The organism is Jatrophihabitans cynanchi (genome assembly GCF_027247405.1).
Classification (GTDB): Bacteria; Actinomycetota; Actinomycetes; order Mycobacteriales; family Jatrophihabitantaceae; genus Jatrophihabitans_B; species Jatrophihabitans_B cynanchi.
This window is the reverse complement of sequence record NZ_CP097463.1, coordinates 183,605-209,336: the sequence shown is the minus strand read 5'-3', so window position 1 is coordinate 209,336 and position 25,732 is coordinate 183,605. Positions and strand designations below refer to the sequence as shown.

The window sequence follows — 25,732 nt, the reverse complement described above, 5'->3', positions numbered from 1 at the left end:
CATGGTCAGCAAGGCACGCGAACTCAACGACGTGATCCGCTACACCCTCTGGTCGGTGTTCAAGATCGAGCGACCCTTGGGCGACGCGCGGCGCGATTCGCTCGCCGGCGAGGTGGACGAGTTGTTCGAGCAGCTTGCCGCCAAGGACGTCACGATTCGCGGCACGTACGACGTGAGCGCGTTGCGGGCCGACGCCGACCTGATGATCTGGTGGCACTCGTCGACCGCGGATGCACTGCAGGAGGCGTACAGCCGGTTCCGCCGGACGCGGCTGGGCTCGCACCTGACGCCGACCTGGTCGAACATGGCGCTGCACCGTCCGGCCGAGTTCAACAAGAGCCACCTGCCGGAGTTTCTCGCCGCGCCGGATGCCGAGTACAAGTACGTCGCGGTGTACCCGTTCGTGCGCTCGTACGACTGGTACCTGCTGCCGGACGACGAGCGCCGCGCGCTGCTCGCCGAGCACGGCCAGATGGCGCGGCAGTACCCGGACGTGCGGGCCAACACGGTGCCGGCGTTCGCGCTCGGCGACTACGAGTGGGTGCTCGCCTTCGAGGCGGACGACCTGGACCGCATCGTCGATCTGATGCGGCACCTGCGCGCCTCGGAGACTCGTCGCCACGTGCGGTTGGAGGTGCCGTTCCACACCGGCACCCGGCGCAGCATGGCGGAGATCGTCGAAGCCTTGCCGTAAGCACCTTCATTTCGCGCGCGGGCGGCGCGATCAGCGGTCGATCCGGGCGCAGCGCTCACGCACCCACCGATGAGTTGCGTGGTCCACAGCCTGGTTCCGATTCGACTCGCTGCGAGTCCTCGGGCGTATGCGACGGCCAACAAGCTACGTCTTGAGCGGGTAGCTGGGCCTCGGGTCGTGTGCGGTGTTGCGGATGGGGGTTTGGTTGCCTGTCCAGGTGGGTGCGTCACGACGTCGTCGTCCGCCTGCTCGATCGAACGAGCGCGCTACCGGACATCCCCCCGAGTCGAGGGCAGGAAGCGTCGCGCCACCGACTCGCCCGTGGCCGCACCGGTCGTCCACGGAGCGATCCACGGACCGGTGCCCTCGCTGGGATCGAGCACGCCGTCCTCGAGCCAGGTGTACTCACCGGCGAGTACTCCTCGGGCGAGGGCGACATCGCCGGCGTCGGTGTTGTGCCACAGCCCGTCGAACAATGCATCGATGCGCAGCCGGGACTGCGCGGCGAAAGCGGCGGCCAGTTCGTACGCGGCAGCGCCGTTCGGGCCGCCGTCGCCGCCGTCGCCGCCGTCCGATCCCTCCTCGGCGCGTATCAGTTCGGCACGCACGCAGGCCGCGGTGATCGCGAAGAGCTCGGCACCGATGTCGACGATCCCGCCGAGGAACCCCTGCCGCTTCTCCAGTGCCGCCTGCCAGCGCGCCATCGCGTAGAACGTCGAGCGAGCGAGCTTGCGCGAGGTGCGCTCGGCGTAGCGCAGGTGGGTGGCCAGCGCGCCGAACTCGCGATAGGAGGTCGGCAGCAGGCCGGGCCCGGTGGCCAGCTGCGGCAGCCATCGAGCGTAGAAGCCGCTCGCGTGCGCGGCGGACTTCGCCTTGTGCGTCAGGTCCGCCTCGGGGTCGGCCAGGTCGCCGGCCGCGTTCAGGTGCGTGTCGACGGCCTCGCGGGCGATCAACAGCCGCATGATCTCGCTGGAGCCTTCGAAGATCCGGTTGATGCGCAGGTCGCGCAGCATCTGCTCCGCCGGCACGGCCCGCTCGCCGCGGGCGGCCAGCGAGTCGGCGGTCTCGTAGCCGCGGCCGCCACGGATCTGGACGAGTTCGTCGGCAATGCGGCAGGCCATCTCGCTGGTCCAGAGCTTGGCGACGGCGGCCTCGATCCGGATGTCCTTGCGTCCCTCGTCGGCGAGGTGGCCGGACAGGTCGAGCACGGCCTCCATCGCGAACGTGGTCGCGGCGATGAACGCGATCTTGGTGGCCACCGCCTCGTGCTCGCCCACCGGGCGGCCCCACTGGACCCGTTCGGCCGACCACTCGCGCGCGATCTTCAACGACCACTTGCCCGCTCCGGCGCACATCGCGGGAAGCGACAGCCGACCGGTGTTCAGCGTGGCCAGCGCGATGCGCAGCCCGTCACCCTCGTTGCCGATCCGGTTCTGCGCAGGCACGCGCACCTGGTCGAAGTGGGTGACGCCGTTCTCGATCCCGCGCAGCCCCATGAACGCGTTGCGGTGCTCGACGGTGATGCCGGGGGAGTCCGCCTCGACGACGAATGCGGACACGCCACCAGGGCCGCCGGCGTGCGACGGCACCCGGGCCATGACGACGAGCAACTCGGCAACGACGCCGTTGGTGGTCCACAGCTTCGTCCCGTCGATGAGGTATCCGCCGTCGTCGGTCGGTGTGGCCGAGGTGCGCAGCCGGGCCGGGTCGGAGCCGACGTCCGGCTCGGTGAGCAGGAACGCGCTCACCGCGCCGCGTGCGCAGCGTGGCAGGAACTCGTTCTTCTGCGCGGGGGTGCCGGCCAGCTTCAGTGGCTCCGGCACGCCGATCGACTGGTGCGCGGACAGCAACGCGCCGAGGCTGGCATGGACGGAGCCGACGAGCGCGAGCGCCCGCCCGTACACCACCTGGGACAGTCCGAGACCGCCGTACTCGACCGGGATCTTGATACCGAAGCAGCCGAGTTCGGCGAGCCCCTGCACGCACTCGTCCGGGATGCGTGCCTCGCGCTCGATCGCACCGCCGTCGATGCTCGCGCAGTACGCCCGCAGCCGGTCCAGGAACGCCGCACCGGCGGCGGCGTCGGCGGGGTCGGCGCGCGGGTGCGGATGGATCAACTCCAGCGGGAACCTGCCGAGGAACAACTCCTTGCAGAACGACGGCCTGTCCCAGCCGGCCTCACGTGCCTCCTCAGCGACGGCGCGGGCCTGCTGCTCGGTGATCTGCGTGGACGTGCTCACGACGTGCCTCCCCTGACGGAACCGGCTCGCGGGAGTCCTACCCGCCGGTAGCACCGGCCAACCCCGGAGGCCTACCTACAGGCTCGCCACCACCGGGATCACCCGCGTGCCGAGCAGCTCGAGCGGCGTGATCGAGACGGCATCCGGCACCTGGCCGTGCACGTGCGTGACGCCGAGGCCGGCGAGGCGTTCGAGGTCGGCGAGCAGCGCATCGACGTGCTCGCCGTCCGGCCCCGGGTCGAGCCGGGTCATCACCGTCTTCTCGATCTCGTCGTAGTCGCGGCCGACCGCCTCGCAGTGCGCGCGCAGCACGTCGAGCTTGTGCTCCAGGTCGGCGGAGTTGAACAGGTTGCAGGCCTGCGCGTACTGCGCGACGAGGCGCAGCGTCTTACGCTCGCCGCCGCCGCCGATGAGGATCGGCGGGTGCGGTCGGCGCAGTGACTGCGGCGCGTTGAGCGTGCGTTCGAGCGTGTAGTGCTTGCCGCGATACGGCGCGTCGTCGTGCTGCCACATCTGCAGGCAGATCTGCAGCGCCTCCTCCAGCCGCTCGAAGCGTTCCGCGGTCGGAGGGAACGGCAGGCCCAGGCCGCGTGACTCCTCCTCGTTCCACGCCGCGCCGATGCCCAGCCAGGCACGTCCGCCGGAGAGCACGTCCAGCGTCGTCACCGCCTTGGCGAGCAGTCCCGGCTCGCGGTACACGGCAGCGGTGACCCAGGCCAGCAGTTCGATGTGCTCGGTGTGCGCGGCCAGGAATCCGAGCGTGGTGTAGGCCTCGAGCATGTCGAGTTCGGGCGGCCCGTTGACGCCGATCTGCCAGACGTGGTCCATCACCGACAGATTGGAGAAGCCGACCTCGTCCGCGGTGTGCGCGATGCGGGCGAGGTCGGACGCCATCGTGTCCGCGCCGCCCGGCCAGGTGAAGTTCGCGACGTGCAGGCCGAGCTTCACCGTGCGGGCTCGTCTTCGTCGAAGGTGAGCGAGATCGAGTTGATGCAGTAGCGCTGGTCCGTCGGGGTGTCGTACCCCTCGCCCTCGAAGACGTGCCCGAGGTGGCTGTGACAGTTCGCGCAGAGCACCTCGACGCGGCGCATTCCCAGGCTGGTGTCGGCGCGCTCGATCACCCGGTCGCCGGCGAGCGGGGTGAAGAACGACGGCCAGCCGCAGTGCGACTCGAACTTGGTGTCGCTGCGGAACAGTTCGGTGCCGCAGGCGCGGCAGCGGTACACGCCGGTGCGGTGGTTGTCGGTGTACTCGCCGGTGAAGGGGCGCTCGGTGGCGGCCTCGCGGAGCACCGCGTACTCCTGAGGTGTCAGCTGCGCGCGCCACTGCTCGTCGGTCTTGCTGACCGTGGGTGGGGGCATCTCGTCCGTGCTCATGCTGTTGACGGTACCGACCGGCGTCACCAGATTGCGACGATGCCGACCATGCCGTAGATGATCGTGAGCGCGGTGCCGAGCAGGATCAGCCACACCACGAACCGCGCGGCGGTGCGCCGTGGGCCGGTGAGCCTGGCCAGGCCCGCACCGAACGCCGCGAGGTTCTGCAGCTCGCCGTCCGCGGTGTTGGGATTCGCGGTGCGCCCCCACGCGCCGTCGACGTACGGCGAGGCCCATGACGGATCGGTGGGCTCGCCCGGATCATCGTCGAAGGAGCCGCGGTACCGCCCGTCGACCTGCACCCGCCCAGCGTAGGCCGACACGCCCGGCGCGGCTAAAACGGCTGCGCCTACCGGCGTTCATGGGCCAGAGTAGAAGAATGGGCTGTGCACCGGATTTGTCATGGAGGGCGTCGGGGACGGTCTGATATAGACAGTAAACACGCGGACAGGACACCATCACCGAGATCTCGAGGCCGGCGAGAAGTCATATGGAAGCTGTTGTGCCACGGCACGATCGGGCAGGTCCCGACGGGCCCGAGGCGCTTCTGCAGCGCCTCGCCGACGGTGCGGGCGCGCAAATGGGGGCGGAGAACTTCCCGGTCGCGCTGCGGGTGCTGCCGCGCCGTCCGCGGGCCGCACTGGGAGCCGTGTACCGGTACGCGCGGTTCGTCGACGACGTGGGCGATCGTGCCGACTGCGCGCCACCCGATCGGCTCGCCCTGCTCGACATCGTCGACCGTGAGGTTCGCGCGCTGCCGGACGGGGTGTCGCGGCTGCACCCGGTTGCCTGCCTGGCACCGATCGTGCGCGAGCACGGCATCGCGAACGACCTGCTGCTGGACCTGGTCGAGGCGAACAAGCTCGATCAGCGCAAGCGCAGCTACGCCACGTTCGACGAACTGCTCGACTACTGCCGGCTCTCGGCCGCGCCGGTCGGCCGGATCGTGCTGCACGTTGCCGGCGCGGTGACCGAGGCGAACGTCGCCGACTCGGACACCGTGTGCGCGGCGCTGCAGGTGCTCGAGCACTGCCAGGACGTCGGCGAGGACGCGCGTGCGGGGCGGGTCTACCTGCCGGACGAGGAGTTGCGGGCCGCGTCGGTCGGCACGAGCGACCTGACCGCGGCCACCACGAGCGCGGCGTTGCGCGCCGTTGTCGCCGTACAGGTCGCGCGCGCCGAGGACATGCTGCAGCGCGGTTCCGCGTTGGTGAAGCGGCTGCACGGCTGGTCGCGCGTCGCGGTCGCCGGTTACGTCGCCGGCGGCCTCGCGACCGCGTCCGCCTTGCGAGGCGCCGGCTACGAGGTGTTGGCCGCACCGGTACGGCCCTCGCGCGCGCGTACCGCGCTGCACGCGATCCGGGTGTGGGCACCGTGACCGCGCCGGCGGAGGCCCCGTCCGTACCCGAGGCATACCGGGAGTGCGAGCGGATCACGCGGGAGCAGGCGCGCAACTTCGCGTGGGGCATCCGGCTGCTGCCGCCGGCCAAGCGGCGCGCGTTGTCGGCTGTCTACGCGCTCGCCCGCCGTATCGACGACATCGGTGACGGCACGCTGCCGGCCGAGCAGAAGCTGCGACTGCTCGCCGAGGCCCGCGCCGGTGCGCTGGCGCCCGGGGCACACCCGCATGACCCGGTGCTGCGCGCACTCGAGGACGCGGCCCGCCGGCTGCCCATCCCGCTCGCCGCGTTCGGCGAACTGGTCGACGGCTGCGAGATGGACGTCACCGGGCGCAGCTACGACCAACTGGCCGACCTCGTCGAGTACTGCCGGTGCGTCGCCGGCTCGATCGGCCGGCTCTCACTCGGTGTCTTCCACCCGGAGCTGTCGGAGCCGGACGCACGGGAAGCGGGCGAACTCGCCGACGCGCTCGGCGTCGCGCTGCAGCTGACCAACATCCTGCGCGACGTCCGCGAGGACCACGGCAACGGCCGGGTCTACCTGCCCAAGCGCGACCTCGACCTGTTCGACTGCCACATCACCGTGCTGCCGGACGGCTCGCTGGACCCGCAGGACGGCGCGCTCGCCGAGCTGATCCGGTTCGAGGCGGCGCGCGCCTGGGGCTGGTACGACCGCGGCCTGCAGTTGCTGGACGTGCTCGACCGGCGCAGCGCCGCCTGCTGCGCCGCGATGGCCGGCATCTACCGCGAACTGCTCGAGCGGATCGCCGCCGACCCGCGCCAGGTGATGACGGGCCGGGCGTCGCTGCCCACCCGGGACAAGCTGACGGTGGCGGCACGTGCCCTGATCGCGGGCCGCCATGGCTGAGCAACACGACGTGGTGGTGGTCGGCGGCGGCCTGGCCGGGATCTCCGCCGCACTGCGACTTGCCGACTGCGGCCGCTCGGTCACCCTCGTCGAGGGACGCCCGCGGCTCGGCGGTGCGGCCTTCTCGTTCCGGCGCGGCGAACTGTGGGTCGACAACGGCCAGCACGTGTTCCTGCGCTGCTGCGAGGCGTACCGCTGGCTGCTGCGCCGCGTCGGCGCACTGGACCAGACCACGCTGCAGGACCACCTGGACATCCCGGTGCTGCGCCCGGACGGCAGGCGGGCCCGGCTCAGCCGGCTGCCCGGCGTGCCCGCGCCGGCCCACCTCGGCGCGGCGCTCGCCCGCTACGGGCTGCTGTCGCCGGCCGACCGGATGCGGGCCGCGCGCGGCGCACTCGCGCTGCGGCGGCTCGACCCGCTCGACCCGGCGCTCGACGCGCACACGCTCGGCGGCTACCTGCGCCGGCACGGGCAGAACGACGCGACGATCGAGGCGCTGTGGGGGATCGTCGCCACGGCCACGCTGAACCTGCGCCCGGACGAGGCGTCGCTCGCGCTGGCCGCGAAGGTGTTCCGCACCGGCCTGCTCGACAGCGCGCCCGCGTCCGACATCGGGTACGCCACCGCGCCGTTGGGTGCGCTGCATTCTCAGGCCGCCGGGGACGCGCTGCGGGCGGCCGGGGTGCAGGTGCTGCTCGGTACCCGGGTGCGCGCGGTCGAGGCAGGCGGCGTGGTGCACGTCCCGGACGTGAGCGGCCCCGGCGGCTGGCAGGCGGACGCGGTGGTGCTGGCGGTGCCGCACCGCGACGCGTTCGCGATCGCCCCAGAGCTTTCCGGGACCGCCGCGGCGCCGGCGCGCGGGCTCGGCGCCACGCCGATCGTGAACGTGCACGTGATCTACGACCGCGCCGTCACCGACCTCCCTTTCGCCGCGGCCGTCGGCTCGCCGGTGCAGTGGTTCTTCGATCGCACCGCCGGCTCCGAGGTGCGCGCGTCGCGCCCCGGTGCGCAGTACCTGGCCGTCACCGTCTCGGCCGCCGACGATCTCGTCGACGTTCCGAGCGCCGCGATCCGCGAGCGGTTCGTCGCCGAGCTGGCACGGCTGCTGCCTGCCGCCGGCCGGGCAGAGGTGCTGGACGCGTTCGTCACCCGCGAGCGCCGCGCGACGTTCCGGCAGGCCGCCGGGCAGGCCGCGCTGCGTCCCGCGGCCGACAGTGGCCTCGAGAGCATCTGGCTGGCCGGGGCGTGGACCGCCACCGGCTGGCCGGACACGATGGAAAGTGCCGTTCGCAGCGGGATCCGGGCCGCCGAGGCCGTCGGCCGGGTCTGCCCGCATGACACGCTGAGGTTCGCCGCATGACCGACACCCTGTCCACCCGATCGGCCCCGATGCGGACGCCGCCGGCGATAGCGCGCGCGTGCGAGCTGGTCGAGCCGGCGCTGCGTGCCGCGGTCGCCGGCCTGGCCGACGAGCGGATGCGCCTGGTCGCCAGCTACCAGCTGGGCTGGTGCGACGCCGACGGCACACCGGTCGAGGGCGGCGGCGGGAAGATGATCCGGCCGACGCTCGCGGTGCTGTCCGCGCAGGCCGTCGGCGGTGACCCGCAGGCGGGCGTCCCGGGCGCGGTGGCGCTCGAGCTGGTGCACAACTTCTCGCTGCTGCACGACGACATCATGGATCGCGACACCGAGCGGCGGCACCGCCCGACCGGCTGGGTCGCGTTCGGCGAGGGGCAGGCGATCCTCGCCGGCAACGCGATGCTCACCGCCGCGGTGGAGGTGATCACGGCCGGCGCGCCGCACACCCTGCCGCACCTGCTCGGCGCGGTGCAGCACCTGATCAGCGGGCAGTCCGAGGACCTCGCGCTCGAACGGCGCCCGGACGCCGCGCTCGAGGACGTGCTGCGCATGGAGGAGGGCAAGACCGCGGCGCTGCTGGCGTGCGCGTCGTCGATCGGCGCGCTGGCCGCCGGCGCCCCCGAGCCCTCGCTGCGCGCGTTGGGCGAGTTCGGCCGGCTGATGGGGCTGGCGTTCCAGCTGGTCGACGACGTGCTCGGAGTCGTCGGCGACCCTGTCGTCACCGGCAAGTCGGCGAGTTCGGACGTGCGGGCCGGCAAGCGCAGCGCGGCTGTGGTCGCGGCACTCGGTGCCGGCTTGCCGCAGTCTGCCGAGCTGGCCGAGCTGTTGCGGCCGGGCCCGCCGGAGACCGAGGCGGACGTCACCCGGGCGCGCGAGCTCATCGTCGCGGCCGGCGGCATCGACTGGGCGCTCGACGAGGCGGACCGGTTGCTGGACTGCGCGTTGCGCAGCCTGCACCAGGTGCAGCCGGCATCCCCGGCCGCGGTGGCCGACCTCGAGGAGGTCGCTCGCTTCATCGTGGCCCGCGACCGGTAGACACTGACCGGTGGACACTAGGACTGGAGATCAACTGCCGTGACCACACTGCCGAAGGCCGACCCGCACGCCGCGGTCGGCGCTGCCGTGACGGCCGCGCAGGAGCATCTGCTGTCCCGGCAGGCGCCCGCGGGTTGGTGGAAGGGCGAGCTGCGCACCAACGTCACGATGGACGCCGAAGACCTGCTGTTGCGCCAGTTCCTCGGGATCCTGCGGCCGGACGAACTGGACGGCGCCGCCCGCTGGATCCGCTCGCAGCAACGCGGCGAAGGGACCTGGGCCACCTTCGAGGGCGGCCCGGGCGACCTGTCCACGACCGTCGAGGCGTACACGGCGCTGCGCCTTGCGGGCGACGACCCGGACGCCGAGCACCTGCAACTCGCGCGTGAGTTCATCCTTTCCCGGGGGGGTATCGAGGCCAGCCGGGTGTTCACCCGGATCTGGCTCGCGCTGTTCGGCGAATGGTCCTGGGACGAGCTGCCGTCGATGCCGCCCGAACTGGTGCTGCTACCCAGCTGGGTGCCGCTCAACATCTACGACTGGGGCTGCTGGGCCCGGCAGACGGTGGTGCCGATCACCGTGGTCGCCACGCTCCGCCCGGTACGTCCGTTGCCGTTCACGCTGGCCGAACTGCGCACCGGCAGCCGTCCGCCCGCACGCCGCGGCGGGGCGGTCGGCACCGCGTTCGCCGTGCTGGATCGCGCCCTGAAGGTGTACGAACGGCTACCGGTCCACCCGGGGCGCAAGCTGGCGATGCGCCGCGCCGCCGAGTGGATCATCGCCCGCCAGGAGGCCGACGGCGGCTGGGGCGGCATCCAGCCACCCTGGGTGTACTCGATCCTCGCGCTGCACCTGCTCGGCTACGCACCAGATCACCCGGTGATGGTCGCGGCGGTGCGCGGGTTGGAGGGGTTCCTCGTCCACGAACAGGCGCCCGACGGCCCGGTCCGCCGCCTCGAGGCCTGCCAGTCGCCGGTGTGGGACACCTGCCTGGCGGTCATCGGTCTGGTCGACAGCGGAATGCAGCCGGACGATCCGGCGCTGACACAGGCTGTGCAGTGGATGTTGGGGGAGGAGATCACTGTCCGCGGCGACTGGTCGGTCAAACGCCCCGACCTCGCACCGGGCGGCTGGGCGTTCGAGTTCGCCAACGACGGCTACCCGGACGTCGACGACACCGCCGAGGTGGTGCTCGCGCTGCGCCACTTCAGCGGGCTGCTGCCCGGGGTCCGGGAGGCCGCCCGCCGGGGCGTCGACTGGGTGATCGGCATGCAGTCACGCGACGGCGGCTGGGCCGCGTTCGACGCGGACAACACCCGCCGGCTCGTAGAGCGGTTGCCGTTCTGCGACTTCGGCGCCGTGATCGACCCGCCGTCGGCCGACGTCACCGCGCACACCGTCGAGATGCTCGCGTACCTAGGCGAGCGCGACTCGGCCGTCACGGCGAGCGGCGTGCAGTGGCTGCTCGACGCGCAGGAGCCGGACGGCGCCTGGTTCGGCCGGTGGGGCGCCAACCTGGTGTACGGCACCGGGGCGGTGGTGCCCGCCCTGGTCGCCGCCGGCGTCGCGCCCGACTCGATCCCGGTACGGCGCGCGGTGCGCTGGCTGCAGGAGCACCAGAACGCCGACGGCGGCTGGGGCGAGGACCTGCGCTCGTACCGCGACCCGTCCTGGCGCGGCAAGGGCGCCTCGACCGCCTCGCAGACCGCGTGGGCGCTGCTGGCGCTGCTCGCGGTCGACCCGCACACCGACGCGGTGGCGCGCGGTGTCGACTGGCTGGTGCGCACGCAGCGCGCCGACGGCTGCTGGGACGAGGACCTGTACACCGGCACCGGGTTCCCGGGCGACTTCTACATCAACTACGAGCTGTACCGGTTGGTGTTCCCGCTCAGCGCCCTGGGCCGGTACCTGGCGGCGAAGCGCGGTGCGCAATGACCGCAAGACTCACCGTCGTCACCGCACTGCGCAGCGAGTTCGCCGCGCTGAGCGGCCGGGTGCCCGACGCTCGCCTGCAGCGCTGCGGCATGGGGCCGGACCGGGTGCGCGCCTGGCTGCCGAAGCTCGACGCCACACAGCCCGAGGCGCTCGTGGTCGCGGGTGTGGCCGGCGGCCTCGACCCGTCCCTTCGCCCCGGCGACGTGGTGGTGGCCAGCGAGGTGCGCGACGAGCACGGCCGCATCGTGCTGCGCGGCGCCGGGCCGCTCGTTGCCGAACTGCGCCGGCTCGGGCTGCGGGTGCACGCCGGCCCGATGGTCAGCACCGACCGGCTCGTCGGCGGCGCCGAAGCACGAGCCAGGCTCGCCGCCACCGGCGCGCTCGCGGTCGACATGGAGTCGACCGCGATCGTGCGGGCGGCCGGCGCGATCCCCACCGCCGTCGTCCGGGTCATCGTCGACACCGCGTTCAGCCCGGTGGTGCGGCTGGCCACGCTGCCCGCCGGCGCCCGCGCGCTGAGCGTGCTGCGGCACGTCGGACCGGCGCTGCGCACCTGGGCCGACCTGTGCGGGCCGCGGCAGGTGCTGCTCGCCGAGCCACGCTCGTTCTGCGCGGGCGTGGAGCGCGCGATCGACATCGTCCAGCTCGCATTGCAGCGCTTCCCGCGCCCGGTCTACGTGCGTCGCCAGATCGTGCACAACGCGCACGTCGTCCGCGACCTGGAGCGGCACGGCGCGGTGTTCGTGGACGAGCTGGACCAGGTGCCCGACGGCACCACCGTGGTGTTCTCCGCGCACGGGGTCGCGCCGGCCGTGCGCGACGAGGCCGCCCGGCGTGGACTGAACGTGATCGACGCGACCTGCCCGCTGGTCGCGAAGGTGCACAACGAGGCGCGCCGGTTCGCCGCGCGCGGAGACACCGTGTTCCTCATCGGCCACGACGGCCACGACGAGACCGAGGGGACGCTCGGCGAGGTACCGGGCAAGATCAGTCTTGTGCAGAACCCGGGCGAGGCCGAGCAGGTGCAGGCCGCCGACCCCGAGCGTGTCGCGCTGCTGATGCAGACCACGCTCGCGGTCGACGACGCGGCCGACACGGTTGCCGTGCTGCGCCGCCGCTTCCCGGCCATCGAGTCCTCGCCGACCGACGACATCTGCTACGCGACGACCAACCGGCAGCAGGCGGTGCGGGCGGTCGCGACCGACTCCGACGTGGTGCTCGTGCTCGGTTCGGCGAACTCGTCCAACTCGCTGCGGCTGGTCGAGGTCGCGCAGCGCTGCGGCGCCGAGGCACACCTGGTGGACGACGCGACGGAGATCCTGCCGGCGTGGCTGGCGGGGGCGCGTACGGTCGGCGTTACGGCGGGGGCGTCCGCTCCGCCGCACCTTGTCGACGAGGTCATCGGCACGCTGCGCGCGCTCGGCCCGGTCGAGGTGACCGAACGCGTGGTGACTCGTGAGGACGTCACCTTCACTCTTCCGAAGACAGTGATCGACCCGAAGGGGGTTGTCGGCTGATGGCCATTCCCATGCGCCAAGCGAGCCGCATCGGCTGGTACCTGTTCACCCAGAAGGTGCGCCGCCGCGAGAAGTTCCCGCTGATCGTGGAGCTGGAGCCGCTGTACGCCTGCAACCTGCACTGCAACGGGTGCGGCAAGATCCAGCAGCCGCACGAGATCCTGCGCCAGCGGATGCCCGTCGAGCAGGCGCTAGGCGCCATCGAGGAGTGTGGCGCGCCGATGGTCTCGCTCGCAGGCGGCGAGCCGATGATGCACCCGCAGATCGACGTGATCGTCAACGAGCTCGTCAAGCTCAAGAAGTACGTCTACCTGTGCACCAACGCCGAGCTGATCCGCAAGCGGTGGGACAAGTTCGACTTCAAGCCCTCGCGGTACTTCTCCTTCGCGGTGCACATCGACGGCCTGCGCGAGCGGCACGACGAGTCGGTGTCCAAGGAGGGCGTGTTCGACGAGGCGATCGCGGCGATCAAGTTCCTGAAGGAGAAGGGCTTCCGGGTCACCACCAACTCGACGTTCTTCAACACCGACACGCCGCAGACGATCATCGACGTGCTGAACTTCCTCAACGACGAGGTGCAGGTCGACGACATGATGATCTCGCCGGCCTACGCCTACGAGAAGGCGCCGGACCAGGATCACTTCCTCGGCGTCGAGGAGACCCGTGAGCTGTTCCGCAAGGCGTTCGCGGGCGGCAATCGCAAGCGGTGGCGGCTGAACCACTCGCCGCTGTTCCTGGACTTCCTCGAGGGCAAGGTCGACTACCAGTGCACCGCGTGGGGCATCCCGTCGTACTCGCTGCTCGGCTGGCAGAAGCCCTGCTACCTGATGGCAGACGGTTACGTGAAGACGTACAAGGAGCTGATCGAGACGACCGAGTGGGAGAAGTACGGCCGCGGCCGCGACTCGCGCTGCAACAACTGCATGGCCCACTGCGGGTACGAGCCGACTGCGGTGCTCGCGACGATGGGCTCACTCAAGCAGAGCCTGCGGGCGCTGCGTGAGCAGGGCTGAGCAGTGCACTCGGTGCTGTCGCGCGTCGAGTCGCCGGCCGACCTGCGCCGGCTGAACCGGCGTGAGCTGACCGCGCTGGCGGCGGAGATCCGCGAGTTCCTGGTCGTGAAGCTGGCCCAGGCCGGCTCGGGTCACCTGGGGCCGAACCTCGGTGTCGTCGAGCTGACGCTGGCGCTGCACCGGGTGTTCGACTCACCGGCCGAGCCGATCCTGTTCGACACCGGTCACCAGTCCTACGTCCACAAGATCGTCACCGGTCGCCGGGCCGGCTTCGACGAACTGCGCGTCGCGGGCGGGCTGTCCGGGTATCCGAGCCGTGCCGAGAGCGAGCACGACTGGATCGAGAACTCGCACGCCTCGACCGCGCTGAGCTACGCGGACGGGCTGGCGAAGGCGTTCCAGGTACGCGGGGTGCGTCGCCCGGTCGTCGCGGTGGTCGGCGACGGTGCGCTCACCGGGGGGATGGCCTGGGAGGCGCTGAACAACATCGCGGCCTCCGACCGGCCGGTGGTCATCGTGGTCAACGACAACGGGCGCTCCTACGCGCCCACCGCCGGCGGTCTGGCGCGGCGGCTGGACGCGCTGCGGCTGCGGCCCGGCTACGAGCGCACGCTCGGTGGCGTGAAGGGCACGCTGCCGCGGGTGCCGCTCGTCGGACCCGCGCTGTACGGGACGCTGCACGGCGTCAAGCGCGGCATCAAGGACCTGATGGCGCCGCAGCCGATGTTCGAGGACCTCGGGCTCAAGTACGTCGGCCCGGTCGACGGGCACGATCGTGTCGCGGTGGAGCGCGCGCTGCGCCAGGCCCGGCGCTACTCGGCCGGCAACGGGCCGGTGCTCGTGCACTGCATCACCCGCAAGGGCTGCGGCTACGCACCGGCCGAGGACGACGAACTGGAGCAGATGCACGCGCCCGGCGCCTTCGACCCGGTGACCGGGCGGCGGCTGCCGCGCAAGGGCCGGCGCTGGACCGAGGTGTTCGGCGAGGAGATCGTCGCCATCGGGGCCGAGCGCAGCGATGTCGTCGCGATCACCGCGGCGATGTGCGAGCCGACCGGCCTGGTCGCGTTCGCCGAGGCGTTCCCGGACCGCTTCTACGACGTCGGCATCGCCGAGCAGCACGCGCTGACCTCCGCGGCAGGCCTGGCGATGGGCGGGGTGCACCCGGTGGTGGCGGTGTACTCGACCTTCCTGAACCGGGCGTTCGACCAGCTGCTGATGGACGTCGCGCTGCACAAGCTGCCGGTGACGATCGCGCTCGACCGGGCCGGCGTGACGGGCGACGACGGTGCGAGCCACAACGGCATGTGGGACCTGTCCGTGCTCGGCATCGTGCCCGGCCTGCGGGTCGCCGCACCACGCGACGAGGCGACGCTGCGCGGCGCGCTGCGCGAGGCGGTGGGCGTGTCCGACGGCCCGACCGTGCTGCGCTACCCGAAGACGCCGCTGGGTGCGGACGTGCCGGCCCGGCGCAGCGTCGGCGGTGTCGACGTGCTGCTGGAGTCGTCGCGGGGAACGGCGGTCGACGTGCTGCTGGTGTCGGTCGGCGCGATGGCTCCGGACGTGCTCGCGGCGGCGGCACAGCTCGCCGGCGCCGGACGGTCGGTGCGCGTGGTCGATCCGCGCTGGGTGCAGCCGCTGCCGGCGGAGCTGGTCGACCTGGCCCGCGAGGCACGGCTGGTGGTCTCGGTCGAGGACGGCGTGCTGGCGGGCGGGGTCGGCTCGCGGCTCTCGCAGTTGCTGCGCGCCCAGGGTGTCGACGTGCCGCTTCGCGAGATCGCGATCCCGCAGCGGTTCCTGTCGCACGGCAAGGTCGCGGCCGTTCGCGCCGAGGTCGGGCTGGCGCCGGCGCCGATCGCCGAGCGGGTGGAGCAGTGGTGCGGGCAGTTGCTCGGTGCGGCGCCGAGCTGGGCTCAGTCGGTCGCGACGTAGCTGCTCTCCGTCGGTCGCGACGTAGCTACTCAAGCGCCCGCGCGGCCGCCGACCGCGAGCTCGTCCGGGGTGCGCCGGCGGTACCGCAGGAGCAGCAGGTCCGAGGCGGTGCCGCGGACCTCGTCCGGCGCGGCTGCGTCCCGACCGTAGGTACGTACACCGACGACGACGGGCCTGCCGCACGCGCGATTAGGATCGACCGGGTGTCCGAACCGGGGTGGCTGGGTCGCGCCGATCGCTGGGGAAGAGCGCACGGCTGGGCGGCTGACGTGCTGCTGGCGTTGAGCTGCGCCGCAGTGCTCGGCGCCCTGTCGATCAGCGCCGCGCAGGGCATCCACTGGTCCACGACCTGGGCGCTGCTGCTGGTCGCGGGTTTCGCGGCGCTGCACGTGACGGTCGCGCTGCGTCGGCACCTGCCGCTGATCGCGTTCGGCCTGGCCTGCGCGGCGATGCTGGTGATCGTCGTGGCGCCGTACGGCCGGATCGTCGCTGCCGCGCCGGGTGCGGCCGACCAGGTACCGGCGCTGGTGCTGCCGTCGAGCCTGCTGTTCCTGTTCGACCTGTACAGCGTCGCCGCGCTGCTCGACGCGCTGCGCAGCAGGATCGCGCTGGTCGTGACGCTTGCCGGGGTCGCGCTCGCGGCGGCCACGACGTCCGGCGCGCTGGACCAGATCGCCGCCGGACGCTGGCTGGTCGCCGCGTACATCGCACTCGCGCTCGGCGCCGGTGTGGTGCTCACCTGGAACCTGGGCCGGCTCGCGCTGGTCCGCCGGCAGCGGGCCCGGACGGAACGGGTCGAGGCGGCGCGCCTTGCCGTGCTGGAGGAACGTGCCCGGATCGCCCGCGAGATGCACGACATCGTCGCGCACTCGCTCGCGGTGATCGTGCGCCAGGCCGAGGGCGGTGCCCTCGTCGCGAACAGCGACGCCAGCCGCGCGGTGCAGGCGTTCATGGCGATCGCCGGCACCGGACGCGACGCGCTGGCCGAGATGCGCGGTCTGCTCGGCGTGCTGCGTGATCCCGGTGCGGTACAGGCGGATCCGCAGCCGGGCCTGGCCGAACTTCCGCAGCTGGTGGCCGGCGTGCGCGACACCGGGCTGGACGCGCGGTTCGCCGAGTCCGGTGAGCCGTTCGCGATCGCCCCGGCTGCCGAGCTCGCGGTCTACCGGTTGGTGCAGGAGGGCCTGACCAATGTCGTCAAGCACGCCGGGACGTCGGCGCACGTGCTCGTGCACCTGGACTGGCGCGACGGACAGCTGACGGCCGAGGTGAGCGACGACGGCGGTGGCCGTCCGGTGGCCCTGCCGGGGACCGGTGCCGGGTTGCAGGGGCTGCACGATCGCCTCGCCGCGGTGGGCGGCAGCTTCAGCGCGGCTCCGCACGGCACGGGCTTCCGGGTGCGCGCCGGCGTTCCCGCGGCGGAGGCATCGCGGTGAGCATCCGCGTCGTGATCGTCGACGACCAGCAGTTGATCCGCACCGGGCTGGCGATGGTGGTCGACTCGTGCCAGGACATGACGGTGCTGGGCGAGGCCGCTGACGGCGCGGCGGCCGTGGAGTTACTGGCGAGCACGTCTGCCGACGTCGTCCTGATGGACGTGCAGATGCCGCGCCTGAACGGTGTGGACGCCACCGCGGCGATCACCGCGCGCGACGGCGCCCCGCGGGTGATCGTGCTGACCACCTTCGACCTGGACGAGTACGCGTACGCCGCGCTGCGGGCCGGCGCCAGCGGCTTCCTGCTCAAGGACGCCTCGGCCGAGGAGGTGATCACCGCGATCCGCACGGTGCATGCCGGTGACGCGGTGCTCGCGCCGTCGACGACCAGGCGCATGCTCGAGCACCTCGCCGACACCGCGCCCCGACCGCGCGATGACGACGCCGTCGCGGCACTCACCGAACGCGAGCGCGAGGTGCTGGTCGAGATCGCGAACGGGTTCGCCAACCCGGAGATCGCCCGGCGGCTGTACCTGTCCGAGGCGACCGTCAAGACGCATGTCGGGCGGGTGCTGGCCAAGCTCGGCCTGCGCGATCGGGTGCAGGCCGTGATCTTCGCCTACGACCACGGTCTGGTACGACCGCGCCGCTGATCATCCCGCGGTAGCACAAGGACGAGACCGCGCTCCGATGTGCCGGCGCGTCCGCGTGACGACGCTGGTGCCATGACCACTTTCGCCCGTGCTCCGTCCCTCCGCAGGACGATCTCGACCCGCACGCTCGGCCGTGCCAGCCTCGGCTGGGCCCTGGCGTACGTCCCGATCCACGTCTACTGGGGTCTCGGCGGCACCAGCACCCCGATCGGCATCACCGGCACCCGCGCGAACTTCGCGGTCGCGAACTGGGGCGCGTGCGCCGTGATCACCGGTGCCGGCCTGGTCTGCCTGTCGCTTACGACGCGGCGCGGTCAGTTGCTGCCGGGTGCGCTGCGCCGCGGTACGGCGTGGGTCGGCGGTGTGCTCGCGCTCGCTCATTGGGTGCTGTACACGGTGGCGTCGGCGCTGCGGCTGACCGGTGCGCTGGGCTACCCCGCGGACGGCGAGGTGACGGCCGAGCAGCTGCGCGGCTTCGACTGGGCGAACCTGGCCTACTTCGAGCTGTGGTTCGGCGTGATGGGCGTGCTGCTGATCGCGTGCGCTCGCCGCAGTGAGGCGCTGGACATGCTGCGCGGCCGGCCGCTGCCGCTGACGCGGACTGCGCGGTGGGGGACCGGTCTGTGCCTGACCGGCGTCGCGGTCGTCATCGGGGGCGTGTTCACCTTCGACGCCTGGTTGTTCGTCGCGGGCGGACCGGCCGTGCTGGCGGTCGGGCTCGGTGTGCTGGCGCTCGGCCGGGGCGACGGGACGAGCCGATGAGCCTGCGACTGCGGGCACAGCTCGCGGCGGCCTGGGGGATCGTGTTCGCGGCTCCGCACGTGTACTGGGCCACCGGCCGCAAGGAGGGCCTGGGCACCGCGCTCAGCGACCGGGTGGTGCGCGATGCCGGGTTGGCCATGGCCCTGAGCTGTGCCGGCATCGCGCTGTTCTGCCTGTGCGGTGCGGCCGTCGCACTGGCCACCGTCCGCGAGTGGCCGCCGCGGTGGCAGGCCCCAGTTCGGCGCGCCCTGGTCGGGCTGACATGGTTCGGCGCGGTGCTGTTGATCCTGCGCAGCCTGGACATCTTCGTCGAGTTCAGCGCGATCCTGACCAGGCTGTGGTCGCTGCCGGGTGGCGACTGGCCGAACTACCTGCACCTGGCCCGGTGGTTCATGTTCGTCTATCTGCCCTGGTTCGTCCTCGGCGCGATCGTGTGGACGCGGCTGGCGTGGCACTACACGCGCGCCGGGCAGCACGCGTCGTTGCGAGCGGAGCCGGCCACGGCGGGCTAGCGTTGACCGGTGCCCTCACCCAGCACCGAGCTCGTCGTCGGCCAGCGCACCGTCCGGATCAGCAACCCGGACCGGGTGTACTTCCCCGAGCGCGGCGAGACGAAGCTCGATCTCGCGCGGTACTACCTGTCCGTCGGCGAGGGCATCGTGCGCGCCCTGCGCGAGCGGCCGTGCATGCTGCACCGCTATCCCGAGGGGGTGGCGGGGGAGAAGATCTACCAGAAGCGGCTGCCGAAGGGCGCGCCGGAGTGGGTCGAGACGGCGCAGGTGAGCTTCCCGTCGGGGCGGGTCGCCGACGAGCTGTGCGTGACGGAGCTGGCCAGCGTGATCTGGGCGGTGCAGATGTCCACTGTCGAGTTCCACCCTTGGCACACGCGACGTGCCGACGTCGAGAAGCCGGACGAGCTGCGCATCGACCTCGACCCGCAGCCGGGCACCGGGTTCGCCGAGGCCAAGCAGGTCGCGGCTGTGGTGCACGAGGTGCTGACCGAACTCGGCGCCGTCGGGTGGCCGAAGACGTCGGGGTCGAAGGGTGTGCACATCTACGTGCGGATCGAGCCGCGGTTCGGCTTCCGCGAGGTGCGCCGGGCGGCGCTGGCGTTCGCGCGCGAGGTGGAGCGCCGCGTGCCGCACCTGGTCACCACCGCGTGGTGGAAGGAGGAGCGCGGCGCGCAGATCTTCGTCGACTACAACCAGAACGCGAAGGACCGCACGATCGCCTCGGCCTATTCGGTGCGCGGCTTCCCGCACGGACCGGTGTCGGCGCCGGTGACCTGGGAGGAGTTGCCGGACGTGGAGATGGCCGACTTCACGATCGCGACGATGCCGGAGCGTTTCGCGCGGCTCGGTGACGTGCACGCCGGCATCGACGACGCGGTCTGGGACATCGAGCCGCTGCTCGAGTGGGCCGATCGCGACGAGACCGACCACGGCCTGGGCGATGCCCCGTACCCGCCGAACTTCCCCAAGCAGGACGGCGAGCCGCCGCGCGTCCAACCGTCCCGGATGAACAAGGCCAACTGGGCCGGCGCTGCCGACGACGTCGAACCCCAACAACTCGACTGACAGAACGCCGACTGTGGGCGCGAACCGCATGTGACGCGGCGCGCCGATATGCGCACGGTCCGTCGACACCGTCCAGGCGGGCCACGAGCAACGGGGCAGCAGCATGCGAGGAGAGGCAGATTGTCGGCCAATGAACGTACCCCTGGATCGCGCGGGCCGATCACCGGCTCGATCGATCCGACGTACATGCTCATGAAGGCGAATGCGGACCAGGTCGCTGCCGTCCTTGAGCAGGCTTTGGGGCGGCTGCATCGCGAGCGGTGGAGGCTTGAGCACACCGGCGACTCGGCCGAGCGGTCACCGGTGTGCCACCTTGGCTAGCGCGCAGCCAGCCTGCTTGCCGGTTCCCTCGCACACGCCCGAGACTAAGCATCGAAGGTCTGGGGGGAGATAGCCGGGCGCAGTGGTCCATGATCGGGATTGATGGCAGGTCTGCGGCGCGGTGGTTATGCCCCGGGGGATGGAACCCAAGTGTGGATGATGTCGCCCATCGGGTGCCTGGTGCCGCTGGCGTCAGCTTGGAAGCCAGGTCCGAGGTTGAAGCGCAACGCCGGTCGCCGGCGGTACAAAGTGATGGAGGATAAGCGCCGTGATTGGAAGACGGTGCCGACCAGAAACTCAAAGCATTGCCGTGCCGTCGTCCGGTTGACTTCGCCGAATCGCTTGGGTTCCACCCGCTGGAGGTGTTCGGCGGTACCGCGCGGGCGCATAACTAGCAATGCACGTGGAGTTAGTGGGAATCGCACCTCAGTTGCTCCGAGCAGTCCGACGCCTTCGTACGCATCCCGCGGGCTGGGTGGTCGCCACGTCATGACGGGTCTGTCGCTCGTGTACAGGATTGGACGGCGGCTGAGCTCGAGGGTCCAGGCCATCTCCTCGACGCACGGCGCGAGTTTCGTGACCGCGATGTCCAGGCTCGTGCCGAACAAGTCCTCGCGCGTCGGCAAGTCATTACGCTCAACGAGCACGCTGGCGAGGCTCCATGCTCCTTCGACCTCTCTTTCGTTTGGCTCGAAGCCGAGGTGTTGCTCGGCGAGATACCGGCGGACTGCCTCCCGTGTGAGTGGCCGTTCCGTGGTCGATTCAGCGAGGTTCAGGACGAACTCGACTTGGGCGATGTGCTCGCGGGTTCGGGCGATCTGCAGGCCGGCAAACAGTGCGATCTGGTGTCGGGCGTTTCCCACCGCGACGCCCGACGCGACGAACTCGTCCCGAAGCTGGGGCCAGATCCCTTCGAGTTCGCCGAACAGATCCTCTCGTCGCTGTCCAAGCTGGCCTCGTCCGTAAATGCCGCGTTCGACCGCGACGTTCTTGATGTTGACCGGATGCGCACGCGGGTTGTCCCGTCGCCGCAGGCACACCTGGTCCTTTTCGTCCGCCCACGCGGAGAGGTAGCTGCGTGGGACGTAGTGCGGGTTCTTCGTAATGGAGCCGGTCATCGCAACCGCTCGGAGGCCAGGACGGCGTGCCGACCGCGGCGTACGTCGACGACCAGGTCATCGTCATTCGTTGGCTGCATCGCCGGCGGCGTCCTTCGAGTCTTCGCGGCGCAGTTCGTCGAGCGCCAAGCCGACAAGTTCGGCCACCTTGGTGACCCAGTACTGAGCGAGGAGTGGTTCATTGCCGCCGACCGGCTCCATCGACGGAACCCAGTGAAAGCGATGCAGCGGATTCATGCATCGCTGCATCGCGTAGTCCTGGACCGCCCACCACTCGCCATGCGTGACTCCGCTTGCCGACTGGTAGATGTGACGATAGAGATCGTCGAGGCCGGTCTCATTCGCCATCGCGCGAACTGTCACGCCGGAAAACGTCGAATCAAGATTTACGGTGACGAACTCCTCGCCCCAATCACCGCCGAGCCCCTTGTTCAAGTGCTCAATCGCCTCGGCGAGCATCTCTGGCGGCGCGTCGTCGAACTGCTCGGCCAAGTTGGCCATGTGCGCCTTCATCAACTTGGCCTTGCCTCGTCCATATTCCTGGTACTGCGCATACCTCTCCGTGCCGCCTTGGGCGAGCCACGAGAGCGAAATCTCCGTTTCCGCGAGCAGACGCGTCAAACCTGAACCGTGTTCGCCGGACCAGAGATGGGGGCTGCGAAGGTAGGCGACGGTTGATCTCACAGCGCGGGTAAGGAGGCCGGCGATAACTTCATGCCGCGCCGGCTCATGCAGGTCGAGATCCGCTCGGAAGAATCCGTCGAGAAAGTCGCGGTACAGCTGGTGGACTGCTTCGACATGATCACCCGCGACATCATTCTCGCCGCCGCTTCCGGCGGAGCCGGATGCGGCCGGCTCAGGATCTTCGCGGAGTAAGCATGGCGTGAGTCGCCAGGCTGACCGCCAAAATAGCTCGGCCCATGCGCGATGTCGATCTCGCAGCGCCGGATCTCGGTAATACTCCGCACCCTTCGATGCCCCGAACGAGGCACGGACTACGGAATCCGCTGCGCCGACGGTCGCCGGATCGCGGGGATAGGTCTTCAGCAACTCGATCATGGCGGAGTCAGCGCGGAACTTCTTGGTGATCACCGCCCAGGTGATGCCCACGAACTTCAACATCGCTTCCTGGTGCCCGTCGCCTACGCAGGCAACGACCGATTGCGTAAGCATGCTCCATGCGTCTTCCGAAGAAACCGCTACATCTCGCTCTAACCAAGGATCTACCAGGAGCCATCTTCCTGGTAGGTCTTCGTACAGTCGAAGCACGGCGAGCAACGGATCTGGCAGAACATCCGCGTCCTCGATCGTCGAACTCAGCGCATCGACAACCCGTTGCCGGACCTCCACCCGGGTTGCCTCAAGGGACGTGAACCGACCGTCGAGCAGCACGCCAGCTGGCTCGATCCCAGCCGACGCGAGTATCGCGTGAGCGCGCTGCTGCCACCCGATGAACCGGCTCAGGCCGGCCTCGCCGCCTAGGCCAATCAGGAATCCCGGCCATACGAGGTCTGGAAGGTCATCGCGTACCCAATCGACCAGGACGGTCTGATCCATCGCCATGAACGGCGGGGAGTACGTCTTCCCGACCCGGTAGTGGCCGGCGAGAGCCCCGCTCCTTTCCAACTTGCCGCGGTTAGTCTTCACGGCGACAAGATAGCTGGGGACTCCGACGTTTTGCGTCAGGTCGCAAGCGCGCTAGCTCGCGCATCCCCGAGCCGCCGCTCACGCAGACACCCACCGATCTCCTTCAGCGCGGCCGTAAGATGATCGGTAAACAGGCACCAATCAATTCGACATCCGGTGTGTGCGCTATCGATTCGTCCGCGCGCCCCGACCAGCCGACCGGGCCACGCATATCGACGGTTCTTGCTCGCTTGCGCACTCTTTTCCGCGGCTCCGAATGATCGGTGGCTGTGCCTCGTCACGTCCGTAGGCGGATCGGACGTATCGGATGTCCTTCCATTTTCAAGATATACGGCAGTGGGGGCCTTGCGGCAAGGCCCGGGTGGTCCCGCACAATCGGCGGTCGCAGTCCGATTGAGCCGAGCGACTCACAGGAAGAGCTGACAGTTGTTGACGGTGGATGCAGTCGTTGTGGGCGCTGGACCGACCGGGCTGATGCTCGCCGGCGAACTAGGCCAGGCAGGGGTGCGAACGCTATTGCTCGAGCGGCGGGCGGAGCCGTCCGAGGTCGCGAAGGCGGGCGGCCTCGCGGGACAGATCTTGGAGCTGCTGCATTTCCGTGGCGAGTTGGACCGATTTTGCGAGGCGGGCGGGAGCAAGGGTCCGGAGGCGGTTCCGAGCCTTCCGTTTGGCGGGCTTCAGCTGGACTTCTCGCAGATCCCGGATCCACCGATGCAGGTGCTGCGGCTTCCGCAACCACAACTGGAAGCTGCCCTTGCCGATCGCGCGAGCGAGCGCGGCAGCGAGATACGCCGCGGACACGAGGTGATCGGCCTGCAGCAGCAGGACGGCGTGGTCAAAGTCGAGGTGCGTGGCCCGCAGGGGCGGTACGAGATGGCCACCCAGTTCGTGGTCGGCTGCGACGGAGGCCGGAGCCGAGTCCGCGACCTGGCCGGTATCCCGTTTCGGGGGACGTCTCTGCCTGAAATCGAGCGGCTGGCATCGGTCACGGTGCCCGAGTCGGTCACCCTGCTCGACGACGGAGGTCTTCAAGTAGACGGAATCGGCAGGATTCCGTTCGGCTACACCGCAACCGAACGTGGCGTGTTCGCGTGCTCAGGCCTGGAGGGCAGGCTTTCCGTCTACACCGCCGAAGTAGAAGCGCGCGAGTACGACGACGCGCCGATGACCATCGCGGAGCTGAGCGCGAGTGTGAACCGAGTGCTCGGTGTCGACCTGCCGCTGGGAGAGCCCCTTCGCATGACGCGGTTCGGCTACTCCGCCAAGCAAGCCGACACCTATCGCCACGGGCGCATATTTCTGGCCGGCGATGCGGCGCACTTGTTCCCTGCGGGCGGGGTCGCCGTCAACGCCGGCATGCTCGACGCAGCCAACCTTGCGTGGAAGCTCGCCGGCACCATTCATGGCTGGGCGCCCCCCGATCTGCTCGACACGTACTCCGACGAACGGCGCGCCGCCGCCGAGCGGACCCTGCTGCACACCCGCGCCCAGGTGGCGCTGCGCCGCGGATACGGTCCGGACGGTGACGCACTCAGAGCGCTCGTTCTCGAACTGACTGCTGACGAGCAACCGCTTCGACGTCTCGGTGCCCTCATGGCCGGCACCGATGCGGGGGCGCCGAAATCGCAGGTGCACCCGCTCGTCGGCACGTTCCTGACAAGTCGAGCCCTGAGCGTCCAACAGGGTGACCCGCGATTCGCGGGGATGCTGCGCACCGGTCGCCTGGTACTGCTCGACCTCGCGGACCGACCCGACCTGCGAGAGCTCGCCGGTCGTTGGGGCGAGCACGTCGACGTCATTCGCGCAACGATCGACCCACCGCCCGCCGACGCACTACTGATCCGGCCAGACACGCACATCGCCTGGGCCGCCACCAGCCAAACAGCCGTCCAGACCGCCCTGCGCACCCTGCGCGAAGCATTGAGCACCTGGCTCGGCACCCGCCCACACCAGCGAACTGAATCACCAGCTTGATCTCAGCGACGGCGCCCGGGATCGCGATGACGCTGGTGCCGGTGGACCTGCCCCTCAACGTCCGCGGTAGGAAATGTCTATGCGCGTTTTCTTCACCGGTGGCAGTGGAAAGGCCGGCAGACACGTCGCGCCGTATCTTGCCGAGCGCGGTCACCAGGTCACCAATGCCGATCTTGTCCCGTTGGGAAACTCGGCGGTCGCTGACCTGCGCGTCGATCTCACCGATGCGGGTGAGACCTACTCGGCGCTCGCCGGGCTGGCGACCTTCGAGGAACTGGACCTGCCGTCCAAGCCCAGCTACGACGCTGTCGTGCACTTCGCTGCGATACCGGCGATCCTGCGCGAGTCCGACACGGCGACCTACGCGACGAATGTGCTCAGCACCTTCAATGTGCTCGAGGCCGCGACCCGGCTGGGGGTGCGCAAGATCGTGTTCGCGTCCTCCGAGACGACCTACGGGATCTGTTTCGCCCAGGGGGAGCGGCGCCCCCTATACGTGCCGGTCGACGAGGACCATCCGACCGTTCCCGAGGACGCCTACGCCATGTCGATCTCCGGCGAGGTGACGGCGCGCTCGTTCCAGGCGCGCACCGGAGCGGACGTGTACGGCTTGCGGATCAACAACGTCATCGAGCCACACGAGTACGAGGTCTTCAACGTCGCGAACGCCGACAGGTCCGTGGCGGCGACGTCCCAGCAGATCCAGGACCGCTTCTACCAGGGAGTAGAGCTGCGCCGAGAGATGGTCCGCGACGAAACCTTCTACGCCATCGCCAAGGCGCGCACCCTACTTGGCTTCGCCCCGCGTCACTCCTGGCGCGACGTCCTGGCCGACCCCGGGGCTGCGAGCAGCTGACCGGTGCGGGTGATCACCT

At 70.5% G+C, this 25,732-nt stretch carries 22 protein-coding genes; 16 read left to right on the top strand and 6 right to left on the bottom strand.

All coding sequences use genetic code 11. From position 1 onward, the window contains the following. Position 1 precedes the first annotated feature (1 nt). Positions 2-694 (top strand): hydrogen peroxide-dependent heme synthase, encoded by a 693-nt coding sequence (gene hemQ / locus M6B22_RS00970; protein WP_269443895.1) that lies wholly within the window; start codon positions 2-4, stop codon positions 692-694. Between the two features lie 266 nt (positions 695-960). Here the strand turns inward: hemQ and M6B22_RS00965 are convergent, their stop codons facing one another. The 4 genes from M6B22_RS00965 to M6B22_RS00950 form a co-directional block, all read right to left on the bottom strand. Beyond that, a complete protein-coding gene (locus M6B22_RS00965; RefSeq protein ID WP_269443894.1) occupies positions 961-2,934 on the bottom strand; it encodes an acyl-CoA dehydrogenase family protein in 1,974 nt (657 codons plus the stop codon). A gap of 75 nt (positions 2,935-3,009) precedes the next feature. Continuing rightward, a complete protein-coding gene (locus M6B22_RS00960) occupies positions 3,010-3,882 on the bottom strand; it encodes an LLM class F420-dependent oxidoreductase (RefSeq protein WP_269443893.1) in 873 nt (290 codons plus the stop codon). Beyond that, positions 3,879-4,310, bottom strand: coding sequence for a peptide-methionine (R)-S-oxide reductase MsrB (gene msrB, locus M6B22_RS00955; RefSeq protein WP_269443892.1), 432 nt, complete (start codon positions 4,308-4,310; stop codon positions 3,879-3,881). Before msrB ends, M6B22_RS00960 begins: the two co-directional genes overlap by 4 nt. 23 nt (positions 4,311-4,333) lie before the next feature. Then, positions 4,334-4,612, bottom strand: a complete 279-nt coding sequence (locus tag M6B22_RS00950; RefSeq protein WP_269443891.1) for a hypothetical protein — start codon at positions 4,610-4,612, stop codon at positions 4,334-4,336. A gap of 278 nt (positions 4,613-4,890) precedes the next feature. On the opposite strand from M6B22_RS00950, the gene hpnC reads away from it, so the two are divergent. The 13 genes from hpnC to ligD all read left to right on the top strand — a co-directional run bounded on the left by hpnC (position 4,891) and on the right by ligD (position 19,797). Then, positions 4,891-5,688 (top strand): squalene synthase HpnC, encoded by a 798-nt coding sequence (hpnC, locus tag M6B22_RS00945; RefSeq protein WP_269443890.1) that lies wholly within the window; start codon positions 4,891-4,893, stop codon positions 5,686-5,688. Next, on the top strand, positions 5,685-6,578 hold the full coding sequence (locus M6B22_RS00940) for a phytoene/squalene synthase family protein (protein WP_269443889.1): 894 nt from the start codon (positions 5,685-5,687) through the stop codon (positions 6,576-6,578). The genes hpnC and M6B22_RS00940 overlap by 4 nt, the downstream gene beginning before the upstream one ends. Continuing rightward, the gene (gene hpnE, locus M6B22_RS00935) at positions 6,571-7,938 is read left to right on the top strand and encodes a hydroxysqualene dehydroxylase HpnE (RefSeq protein ID WP_269443888.1); all 1,368 of its coding nucleotides are present in this window, start codon (positions 6,571-6,573) and stop codon (positions 7,936-7,938) included. The genes M6B22_RS00940 and hpnE overlap by 8 nt, the downstream gene beginning before the upstream one ends. Then, positions 7,935-8,972, top strand: a complete 1,038-nt coding sequence (locus M6B22_RS00930) for a polyprenyl synthetase family protein (protein ID WP_269443887.1) — start codon at positions 7,935-7,937, stop codon at positions 8,970-8,972. Before hpnE ends, M6B22_RS00930 begins: the two co-directional genes overlap by 4 nt. Before the next feature lie 39 nt (positions 8,973-9,011). Beyond that, on the top strand, positions 9,012-10,907 hold the full coding sequence (gene shc / locus M6B22_RS00925) for a squalene--hopene cyclase (protein WP_269443886.1): 1,896 nt from the start codon (positions 9,012-9,014) through the stop codon (positions 10,905-10,907). Continuing rightward, the gene (gene ispH / locus M6B22_RS00920) at positions 10,904-12,424 is read left to right on the top strand and encodes a 4-hydroxy-3-methylbut-2-enyl diphosphate reductase (protein WP_269443885.1); all 1,521 of its coding nucleotides are present in this window, start codon (positions 10,904-10,906) and stop codon (positions 12,422-12,424) included. The genes shc and ispH overlap by 4 nt, the downstream gene beginning before the upstream one ends. Continuing rightward, positions 12,424-13,437: an adenosyl-hopene transferase HpnH gene (gene hpnH, locus M6B22_RS00915; protein WP_269443884.1), complete on the top strand. Its 1,014-nt coding sequence runs from the start codon at positions 12,424-12,426 to the stop codon at positions 13,435-13,437. Before ispH ends, hpnH begins: the two co-directional genes overlap by 1 nt. Before the next feature lie 3 nt (positions 13,438-13,440). Further along, on the top strand, positions 13,441-15,369 hold the full coding sequence (gene dxs / locus M6B22_RS00910; protein WP_407935579.1) for a 1-deoxy-D-xylulose-5-phosphate synthase: 1,929 nt from the start codon (positions 13,441-13,443) through the stop codon (positions 15,367-15,369). A 203-nt stretch (positions 15,370-15,572) separates the two neighbouring features. After that, entirely contained in the window at positions 15,573-16,805 is a 1,233-nt protein-coding gene (locus M6B22_RS00905; protein ID WP_269443882.1) for a sensor histidine kinase, read from the top strand. After that, positions 16,802-17,458 (top strand): response regulator, encoded by a 657-nt coding sequence (locus M6B22_RS00900; protein WP_269443881.1) that lies wholly within the window; start codon positions 16,802-16,804, stop codon positions 17,456-17,458. The genes M6B22_RS00905 and M6B22_RS00900 overlap by 4 nt, the downstream gene beginning before the upstream one ends. Before the next feature lie 72 nt (positions 17,459-17,530). Continuing rightward, positions 17,531-18,220 (top strand): hypothetical protein, encoded by a 690-nt coding sequence (locus M6B22_RS00895; RefSeq protein ID WP_269443880.1) that lies wholly within the window; start codon positions 17,531-17,533, stop codon positions 18,218-18,220. Continuing rightward, positions 18,217-18,732 (top strand): DUF3995 domain-containing protein, encoded by a 516-nt coding sequence (locus M6B22_RS00890; RefSeq protein ID WP_269443879.1) that lies wholly within the window; start codon positions 18,217-18,219, stop codon positions 18,730-18,732. The genes M6B22_RS00895 and M6B22_RS00890 overlap by 4 nt, the downstream gene beginning before the upstream one ends. Positions 18,733-18,741: 9 nt before the next feature. Next, a complete protein-coding gene (gene ligD, locus M6B22_RS00885; RefSeq protein ID WP_269443878.1) occupies positions 18,742-19,797 on the top strand; it encodes a non-homologous end-joining DNA ligase in 1,056 nt (351 codons plus the stop codon). 446 nt (positions 19,798-20,243) lie between these two features. Here ligD and M6B22_RS00880 read toward each other — a convergent pair whose 3' ends face one another. After that, a complete protein-coding gene (locus tag M6B22_RS00880; RefSeq protein ID WP_269443877.1) occupies positions 20,244-21,236 on the bottom strand; it encodes a DUF4238 domain-containing protein in 993 nt (330 codons plus the stop codon). Between the two features lie 63 nt (positions 21,237-21,299). Continuing rightward, complete coding sequence (locus M6B22_RS00875; protein WP_269443876.1) at positions 21,300-22,883, bottom strand: DUF5677 domain-containing protein; 1,584 nt, start codon at positions 22,881-22,883, stop codon at positions 21,300-21,302. A gap of 474 nt (positions 22,884-23,357) precedes the next feature. Between M6B22_RS00875 and M6B22_RS00870 the strand changes: the two genes are divergently transcribed. Together M6B22_RS00870 and M6B22_RS00865 are read left to right on the top strand one after the other, a co-directional pair. Then, positions 23,358-24,857, top strand: coding sequence for an FAD-dependent monooxygenase (locus tag M6B22_RS00870; RefSeq protein ID WP_331459773.1), 1,500 nt, complete (start codon positions 23,358-23,360; stop codon positions 24,855-24,857). A 79-nt stretch (positions 24,858-24,936) separates the two neighbouring features. Then, complete coding sequence (locus M6B22_RS00865; RefSeq protein ID WP_269443875.1) at positions 24,937-25,713, top strand: NAD-dependent epimerase/dehydratase family protein; 777 nt, start codon at positions 24,937-24,939, stop codon at positions 25,711-25,713. The last annotated feature ends 19 nt before the right edge of the window (positions 25,714-25,732 follow it).

Excerpts from the sequence above, each read along its gene's own strand:
- M6B22_RS00865 (WP_269443875.1), top strand. The coding sequence starts at position 24,937 with ATGCGCGTTTTCTTCACCGGTGGCAGTGGAAAGGCCGGCAGACACGTC.
- M6B22_RS00870 (WP_331459773.1), top strand. The coding sequence starts at position 23,358 with ATGCTCGCCGGCGAACTAGGCCAGGCAGGGGTGCGAACGCTATTGCTC.
- msrB (WP_269443892.1), bottom strand. The coding sequence starts at position 4,310 with ATGAGCACGGACGAGATGCCCCCACCCACGGTCAGCAAGACCGACGAG.
- M6B22_RS00880 (WP_269443877.1), bottom strand. The coding sequence starts at position 21,236 with ATGACCGGCTCCATTACGAAGAACCCGCACTACGTCCCACGCAGCTAC.
- hemQ (WP_269443895.1), top strand. The coding sequence starts at position 2 with ATGGTCAGCAAGGCACGCGAACTCAACGACGTGATCCGCTACACCCTC.
- ispH (WP_269443885.1), top strand. The coding sequence starts at position 10,904 with ATGACCGCAAGACTCACCGTCGTCACCGCACTGCGCAGCGAGTTCGCC.
- M6B22_RS00890 (WP_269443879.1), top strand. The coding sequence starts at position 18,217 with ATGAGCCTGCGACTGCGGGCACAGCTCGCGGCGGCCTGGGGGATCGTG.
- M6B22_RS00930 (WP_269443887.1), top strand. The coding sequence starts at position 7,935 with ATGACCGACACCCTGTCCACCCGATCGGCCCCGATGCGGACGCCGCCG.
- hpnC (WP_269443890.1), top strand. The coding sequence starts at position 4,891 with ATGGGGGCGGAGAACTTCCCGGTCGCGCTGCGGGTGCTGCCGCGCCGT.
- hpnH (WP_269443884.1), top strand. The coding sequence starts at position 12,424 with ATGGCCATTCCCATGCGCCAAGCGAGCCGCATCGGCTGGTACCTGTTC.
- M6B22_RS00895 (WP_269443880.1), top strand. The coding sequence starts at position 17,531 with ATGACCACTTTCGCCCGTGCTCCGTCCCTCCGCAGGACGATCTCGACC.
- hpnE (WP_269443888.1), top strand. The coding sequence starts at position 6,571 with ATGGCTGAGCAACACGACGTGGTGGTGGTCGGCGGCGGCCTGGCCGGG.